Origin of the sequence: Enterobacter sp. BWH64, from assembly GCF_001037645.1 — a bacterium.
Taxonomy (GTDB): domain Bacteria; phylum Pseudomonadota; class Gammaproteobacteria; order Enterobacterales; family Enterobacteriaceae; genus Enterobacter; species Enterobacter hormaechei_C.
In genome coordinates, this window is record NZ_KQ089922.1 from 1,812,963 (window position 1) to 1,820,661 (window position 7,699).

Sequence of the window (7,699 nt, forward strand, 5' to 3'; positions counted from 1 at the left end):
ACCGATGATCTACGCTGGTGCGACAAAGTTGCACGTTAAGCCAGACAGCGTTGATGTGAATAAACAAAGCAACAGGCGTGCCAGAATTGAAGTTTGGGAGGAAATTGTCGGGTGGCGGCGCTGGAGAGTAGGCCGGGTAAGGCGTAGCCGCCACCCGGCAACAGAAGGTAAGGTTATTTACGACGCTGACGCAGGCTCATCAGTACGGCGCCAAAGCCGAACAGCAAGGTCAAAATCCACAGCGGCCAGTTCCCGGTGCGCGCGTAAGGCGTAAGCCCGGTAGTTGGCGTGACGTTAGTAGTCAGCACCTCACGGGTAAATTGCGGGATCATGGCCTGGATTTCACCCTGCGGACCAATCACGGCGGTAATGCCGTTATTGGTGCTGCGCAGCAACGGACGCGCCAGCTCCAGAGAACGCATTCGCGCCATCTGGAAGTGCTGCCACGGGCCAATCGATTTACCGAACCACGCATCGTTTGAGATGGTCAGCAGATAGTCGGTGTCCGGGCGGAAATTATCACGCACCTGCTCGCCGAGGATAATCTCGTAGCAAATGGCGGCCGTCAGGGCAAAATCGTGCGCATGCAGCTGCGGCTGAACGTAAGGGCCCCGGCTGAATGAGGACATCGGCAAATCAAAGAACGGTGCCAGTGGGCGCAGAATAGACTCCAGCGGAACAAATTCGCCAAACGGTACAAGGTGGTTTTTGTTGTAGCGATTGGTGGAGGTATAGCTGTATTCGCTGTCCTTACCGAGCGTAATGATCGTGTTGTACGTGTCATAGCGGTTCTGCTGATTGAGACGCGCATCCACAATTCCGGTGATCAGCGTACTGCCGCGCGCGCGCAGCAGATCGTCCATCATCTTCAGGAAGGGCTGCTGATTGATCTCCAGGTCCGGGATCGCAGACTCAGGCCAGATGATGAGCTGCGATTTGCCCATCACCTTTTCAGTGGCGTTGGCGTAGATTTTCAGCGTGTTCAGCAGCTGATTCTCATCCCATTTCAGGGACTGCGGGATATCGCCCTGTACCAGTGAAACCTGCGTGGCGCGCGCGGGCTCCAGCGTAAACCACTGGATATAACGCAGCGGGAAGGGCAGGGCAAACAGGATCAACGAGGCAACCAGCGGCTTCCAGTTACGTGTCACCAGAGCCAGCACCAGAAGGCCGCTGACCGCCATGAGCAGGAAGTTGATCGCCTCCACGCCCATGACCGGGGCTAGGCCTTTCAGCGGGCCGTCTACCTGGCTATAGCCGAACTGCAACCACGGGAAGCCGGTCAGTACCCAGCCGCGCAGAAATTCGGTGATTTGCCAGGCAACGGGTGCCGCTATCGCCACGCGCAGCCAGGTCGTTTTTGGCCACAGGCGAGACAGGATGCCCGCGAACAGGCCGGTGTAGAGCGAGAGATAGGCGGCGAGCAGCACAACCAGGAAGACGTTAACCGGCCCCGGCATTCCGCCAAATTGCGCGATACTGACGTAGACCCAGTTGATACCAGAGCCAAACAGCCCCAGCCCCCAGAAGTAGCCAATGGCCGCGGCCTGTACCGGACGGCGGTTCAGGGTAAGACCCTGTAGCCCCATCAGGGAGAGAATAGCGGCTGGCCAGATATCGTAAGGAGAAAAAGCCAGCGTACCGCTGGCTCCGAGTAACAGCGCCAGCAGCAAACGGACGCGCTGGCGTTCAAAGAGTGGGGCAAATGCCATTTACATTAATCTTCCAGTTTTGGCACCGGTGAGTCGTCCGGCATTCTGACGTGAACCTGAATAATACGTCGGCTGTCAGCCATTGCGACCTTGAACTGGTAACCATCGATGTCAACGGTTTCACCGCGGGCCGGAAGATGGCCGAAGGCCTGCATCACCAGACCACCAATGGTGTCCACTTCTTCATCGCTGAAGCTGGTGCCAAAGGTATCGTTGAAGTCTTCAATGGAGGCCAGCGCGCGCACGGTCCAGGTGTGGCGGCTCAGCTGACGGAAGTCGATATCCTCTTCTTCGTCATACTCATCTTCGATTTCGCCCACGATCAGCTCAAGGATGTCTTCGATTGTGACCAGACCGGAAACGCCACCAAATTCATCAATAACAATCGCCATGTGATAGCGCTGGGAGCGAAACTCCTTCAGCATCCGATCCACACGTTTACTTTCCGGCACAACCACGGCCGGGCGTAACACCTTTTCCATACTGAAGGCTTCGGCATCGCTGCGCATAAACGGCAGCAGATCTTTCGCCATCAAAATCCCTTCAATGTGATCTTTGTCTTCGCTGATGACCGGGAAACGTGAGTGAGCCGATTCGATAATCACATCGAGGCACTCGTCCAGCGTCTGGTTGCGTTTCAGGGTAATCATCTGCGAGCGGGGGATCATGATGTCGCGGACGCGCTGGTCGGCGATGTCCATCACCCCTTCGAGCATTTCGCGCGTATCTTCGTCGATAAGGTCGTTCTGCCCGGAATCACGAATCAGCTCCAGCAGTTCATCACGGTTTTTCGGTTCGCCGTGGAAAAGCTGGTTCAGAATGAGGGAGAAAAATCCCTTTTTAGTGGTTGTCGTGTCGCTACTGTGTGAATTGTCGTCGCTCATGGCGTTTGTTAAGGGTTCTCTTGTTAGTTCAATGTTAACCGCCGCGCTATGTCCCTGCGCGGCGGCATGGTAGTCAGTGACTGACTATTCTTTCTCGGCAATGTACGGATCCTCATAGCCCAGAGCAAGCATTATCTCTGTCTCGAGGGATTCCATCTCTTCCGCTTCGTCATCTTCAATATGGTCGTAACCCAGAAGATGCAGGCTACCGTGCACCACCATGTGTGCCCAGTGCGCTTCCAGCGGCTTTTGCTGCTCTTTGGCTTCCTGCTCAACCACCTGACGGCAGATGATCAGATCGCCCAGCAGCGGCATCTCAATGCCCGGAGGGGCTTCGAACGGGAAAGAGAGCACGTTGGTCGGCTTATCTTTCCCGCGGTAGGTCAGGTTGAGCTCATGGCTTTCTGCTTCATCCACCAGGCGAATCGTGACCTCTGATTCTTCCTGAAACTGGGGGATAACGGCATCCAGCCATTTCTGAAACTGTGCCTCTTCTGGCATGTCGGAATTATCTTCACAGGCCAGCTGTAAATCGAGGATCACCTGACTCATTTCTGTTCATGCTCCTGCGCTTCGCGCTTACGTTCTGCGGCCAGTTCGGCCCTGCGCTTCTGATCTGCCTCTTCCCAGGCCTCATAAGCGTTAACGATACGCGCGACGACCGGATGGCGTACCACGTCTTCACTGTGGAAGAAGTTAAAGCTGATTTCCTCTACCTCGGCCAGGACTTCGATGGCGTGACGCAGACCCGATTTGGTGTTACGCGGCAGGTCAATCTGGGTGACGTCACCGGTGATAACCGCTTTCGAGTTAAAGCCAATACGCGTCAGGAACATCTTCATCTGTTCGATGGTGGTGTTCTGGCTCTCATCCAGAATGATGAACGCGTCGTTAAGCGTACGGCCACGCATGTAGGCCAGCGGAGCAACTTCAATCACGTTACGCTCGATGAGCTTTTCAACTTTCTCGAAGCCGAGCATTTCGAACAGCGCGTCATACAGCGGGCGCAGGTAGGGATCTACTTTCTGACTCAAATCGCCCGGCAGGAAGCCCAGTTTTTCACCGGCTTCAACAGCAGGGCGGGTCAGCAGGATACGGCGGATCTCCTGACGCTCGAGCGCATCGACCGCAGCGGCAACGGCCAGATAGGTTTTACCCGTACCCGCCGGGCCTACGCCGAAGGTGATGTCGTGGTCGAGAATGTTGGCGATGTACTGCGCCTGGTTCGGGGTACGAGGCTTAATCACGCCGCGTTTAGTTTTGATGTTGATGGCTTTGCCATAGTCCGGCACGCTTTCCGCGCTCTGCTCAAGCACGCGCGCCTCTTTAATGGCCAGGTGGATCTGTTCAGGTTCAATATCCTGGATCTCACCGCGCATCGGGGCGGTATCAACATACAGGCTGCGGAGAATATCTGCCGCGGCGTTGACGCAGATTGGGCGTCCGGTGAGTTTGAAATGGTTATCGCGACGATTGATTTCGATACCCAGACGTCGCTCCAGTTGTTTGATATTGTCATCAAACGGCCCGCACAGGCTCAGCAGGCGAGCGTTGTCTGCGGGCTCAAGGCTAATTTCACGCGTATCTATGTTCAAACTGTTCCTCTTTAATTGGTTAACTGACCTGTGGCCACACGGCGTAATAAAACGGTCATTACCGAAATTATTCACGCCACAGAATAAAGGCGCAAGCGTTGCGGTAGATATTGGGGGCGATGAGAGGAAATACAAGGCCTGCCGGACAGGCAGGCCAGAAGGATCAAGGCTGGTAAATACCCACGCCAGAATCGTTGACTTTGCGGGTGCGAGAGATAACGGATTCCGGAGTCTGTGCAATTCGCAGACCCATTTCGTCCTCAGTGCGTACCACCTTCCCGCGCAGCGAGTTCGTGAGTACTTCGACAATCTCGACGTCCACAAACTTACCGATCATGTCCGGGGTGCCTTCAAAATTCACCACGCGGTTATTTTCGGTTCGACCAGACAGTTCCATGACGCTTTTACGGGAGGTGCCTTCCACCAGAATACGCTGGACAGTGCCGAGCATACGACGACTCCAGGCGTTGGCCTGCTGGTTGATACGCTCCTGTAGAATATACAGACGCTGCTTTTTCTCTTCTTCCGGCACATCGTCAACCATATCGGCCGCAGGGGTGCCCGGGCGCGCAGAGAAGATAAAGCTGTAGCTGACGTCGAAATTCACCTCGCCGATGAGCTTCATGGTGCGCTCAAAGTCATCAGCGGTTTCGCCAGGGAAGCCGACGATAAAGTCGGAGCTAATCTGGATATCCGGGCGCGCTTCACGCAGCTTGCGGATGGTGGACTTATACTCGAGCACCGTATGTGGACGACCCATCAGGTTCAGCACGCGATCAGAACCGCACTGGATCGGCAGGTGCAGGAAGCTCACCAGCTCTGGCGTATCGCGATAGACGTCAATAATGTCGTCGGTAAATTCCATCGGATGGCTGGTGGTAAAGCGAATGCGGTCGATGCCGTCAATCGCCGCCACCAGACGTAGCAGTTCAGCAAAGCTGCCGGTGGTACCGTCGTAGTTTTCCCCGCGCCAGGCGTTCACGTTCTGACCCAGCAGGTTCACTTCACGAACGCCCTGCGCGGCAAGCTGCGCGATTTCAAACAGGATATCGTCTGCCGGGCGGCTCACTTCTTCACCGCGGGTGTAAGGCACCACGCAGTAAGTACAGTATTTGTTGCAGCCTTCCATGATGGAGACGAAGGCGGTCGGGCCATCAGCGCGCGGCTCTGGCAGACGGTCAAATTTCTCGATCTCCGGGAAGCTCACGTCAACCACCGGGCTACGGCTGCCGCGAACCTGATTAATCATCTCTGGCAGGCGGTGCAGGGTCTGAGGGCCAAAAACGATATCCACATAGGGGGCTCTCTGGCGGATCAGCTTACCTTCCTGCGATGCGACGCAGCCACCCACGCCAATAATCAGGTCCGGATTTTTCCGTTTGAGAAGCTTCCAGCGGCCTAACACATGAAAAACTTTTTCCTGTGCTTTTTCACGAATTGAACAGGTGTTCAGCAGCAGCACATCGGCTTCTTTCGCATTTTCAGTCAGCTGGTATCCGTGGGTGGTATCCAGCAGATCGGCCATCTTCGATGAATCGTATTCGTTCATCTGACAGCCCCAGGTTTTTATATGGAGTTTTTTAGTCATCGACTTGCTCAGCTCAGGATTGCAAGCCGCGTATTGTAATGCTTTGGTGCGGTTGTGACCAGTATGAAGGTTGTCAACCTCAGGGCCGCAAAAATCCGGTAAACTTAAGGTATTCTCCAATAAGGAATAGTGACCATGACACTCCTGAACACCGAAGTTGCCGTTGTTGGCGGCGGTATGGTCGGCGGCGCACTGGCGCTGGGGCTGGCGCAGCAGGGATTTGACGTAACCGTTATTGAACAGGCGGCTCCGCCGGCATTCGATCCTGCCAGCCAACCGGACGTGCGTATTTCCTCCATCAGCGCGGCCTCTGTTGATCTGCTTCGCGGGCTGGGCGTCTGGGAGGCGGTGCTGGCGATGCGCGCGCACCCATACAGCCGTCTTGAAACCTGGGAGTGGGAAAATGCTCACGTGTCGTTTGATGCCGCCGAGCTGAAACTGCCGCGCCTGGGCTATATGGTGGAAAACAACGTGCTCCAGCAGGCACTCTGGCAGGCGCTGGAGGCGCACCCGAAGGTGACGCTGCGCGTTCCGGACTCGCTGAAAGGCCTGCATCGTCATGAGGGCGGGTATCTCCTGACGCTGGACAACGACGATGAGCTGGCCGTGAGGCTGGTGGTGGGGGCGGATGGCGCGAACTCGCAGGTCAGGCAGATGGCAGGCATTGGGATCCATGCCTGGCAGTACCAGCAGTCCTGCATGCTGATCACCGTTCAGTCAGAAAACGCGCCGGGCGAAAGCACCTGGCAGCATTTTACGCCGAACGGCCCGCATGCATTCTTACCGCTGTTTGATAACTGGGCTTCGCTGGTGTGGTACGACAAACCGGCGCGCATTCGACAGTTGCAGGGGCTGTCCATGGATCAGTTGCAGCGCGAAATTCGCCAGCACTTCCCGAGTCGTCTGGGTAACGTGACCCCGGTTGCCGCCGGCGCATTCCCGCTGATGCGACGCCATGCGTTACAGTATGCCCGTGAAGGACTGGTGCTGGTGGGAGATGCGGCGCACACCATTCATCCGCTGGCGGGGCAGGGGGTGAATCTGGGATACCGTGACGTCGATGCGTTACTGGATGTGCTGGGTAACGCTCGCGCCCACGCGGAAGCCTGGGCCAGCCATCAGGTACTGAAGCGCTACCAGACGCGCCGTATGGCGGATAACTTCATTATGCAGTCGGGGATGGATCTGTTCTATGCCGGGTTCAGCAACGATGTTGGTCCGGTGCGTATAGTGCGCAATATTGGATTGATGGCGGCGGAGCGTGCCGGTGGGCTGAAGCGTCAGGCCCTGAAATACGCCCTCGGACTCTGATCTTTATTCCCTCTCCCCGTGGGAGAGGGGTAGGGTGAGGGCATCAGGCCGCACTATTCTGAACAACAAAAACAAAAAAGCCCGCAGAGCGGGCTTGTTTGTTTTAAGTGGCTGGGGTGCAGGGATTCGAACCCCGGAATGCTGGTATCAGAAACCAGAGCCTTACCGCTTGGCGACACCCCAATTGCGTTAAACAAACTGCTTAACGACTTTAAAGTGGCTGGGGTACGAGGATTCGAACCTCGGAATGCCGGAATCAGAATCCGGTGCCTTACCGCTTGGCGATACCCCAACAATGTTCAGTTTACCGAATCGTATTCGATAACATAAATATGGTGGCTACGACGGGATTCGAACCTGTGACCCCATCATTATGAGTGATGTGCTCTAACCAACTGAGCTACGTAGCCAGTACTGCAATCTTCGATGGCTGGGGTACCTGGATTCGAACCAGGGAATGCCGGTATCAAAAACCGGTGCCTTACCGCTTGGCGATACCCCAATACCGCGGAGAACCGCATAATCGAAGAAATATGGCTGGGGTACCTGGATTCGAACCAGGGAATGCCGGTATCAAAAACCGGTGCCTTACCGCTTGGCGATACCCCA

General features: G+C 55.9%; 6 protein-coding genes and 5 tRNA genes. 1 reads left to right on the forward strand and 10 read right to left on the reverse strand.

From position 1 onward, the window contains the following. Window positions 1-173 precede the first annotated feature (173 nt). The 5 genes from lnt to miaB form a co-directional block, all read right to left on the reverse strand. On the reverse strand, window positions 174-1,712 hold the full coding sequence (gene lnt / locus SK50_RS08585) for an apolipoprotein N-acyltransferase (protein ID WP_045344528.1): 1,539 nt from the start codon (window positions 1,710-1,712) through the stop codon (window positions 174-176). A 5-nt stretch (window positions 1,713-1,717) separates the two neighbouring features. Continuing rightward, window positions 1,718-2,596 (reverse strand): CNNM family magnesium/cobalt transport protein CorC, encoded by an 879-nt coding sequence (gene corC / locus SK50_RS08590; RefSeq protein WP_003858679.1) that lies wholly within the window; start codon window positions 2,594-2,596, stop codon window positions 1,718-1,720. Between the two features lie 84 nt (window positions 2,597-2,680). Continuing rightward, window positions 2,681-3,148 (reverse strand): rRNA maturation RNase YbeY, encoded by a 468-nt coding sequence (ybeY, locus tag SK50_RS08595; protein ID WP_023296118.1) that lies wholly within the window; start codon window positions 3,146-3,148, stop codon window positions 2,681-2,683. Then, the gene (locus SK50_RS08600; protein ID WP_003858674.1) at window positions 3,145-4,191 is read right to left on the reverse strand and encodes a PhoH family protein; all 1,047 of its coding nucleotides are present in this window, start codon (window positions 4,189-4,191) and stop codon (window positions 3,145-3,147) included. Before SK50_RS08600 ends, ybeY begins: the two co-directional genes overlap by 4 nt. 163 nt (window positions 4,192-4,354) lie before the next feature. Further along, complete coding sequence (gene miaB, locus SK50_RS08605; RefSeq protein ID WP_015571130.1) at window positions 4,355-5,779, reverse strand: tRNA (N6-isopentenyl adenosine(37)-C2)-methylthiotransferase MiaB; 1,425 nt, start codon at window positions 5,777-5,779, stop codon at window positions 4,355-4,357. A 135-nt stretch (window positions 5,780-5,914) separates the two neighbouring features. Here miaB and ubiF point away from each other — a divergent pair, with 135 nt between their 5' ends. Next, on the forward strand, window positions 5,915-7,090 hold the full coding sequence (gene ubiF, locus SK50_RS08610) for a 3-demethoxyubiquinol 3-hydroxylase (protein ID WP_048229310.1): 1,176 nt from the start codon (window positions 5,915-5,917) through the stop codon (window positions 7,088-7,090). A 108-nt stretch (window positions 7,091-7,198) separates the two neighbouring features. Here ubiF and SK50_RS08615 read toward each other — a convergent pair. The 5 genes from SK50_RS08615 to SK50_RS08635 form a co-directional block, all read right to left on the reverse strand. Further along, window positions 7,199-7,273 (reverse strand) — tRNA-Gln (locus SK50_RS08615). Between the two features lie 34 nt (window positions 7,274-7,307). Continuing rightward, window positions 7,308-7,382: transfer RNA gene (locus SK50_RS08620), tRNA-Gln, on the reverse strand. A gap of 41 nt (window positions 7,383-7,423) precedes the next feature. After that, a tRNA-Met gene (locus SK50_RS08625) sits at window positions 7,424-7,500 on the reverse strand. A gap of 17 nt (window positions 7,501-7,517) precedes the next feature. Continuing rightward, window positions 7,518-7,592: transfer RNA gene (locus SK50_RS08630), tRNA-Gln, on the reverse strand. 32 nt (window positions 7,593-7,624) lie between these two features. Next, window positions 7,625-7,699, reverse strand: a tRNA-Gln gene (locus SK50_RS08635).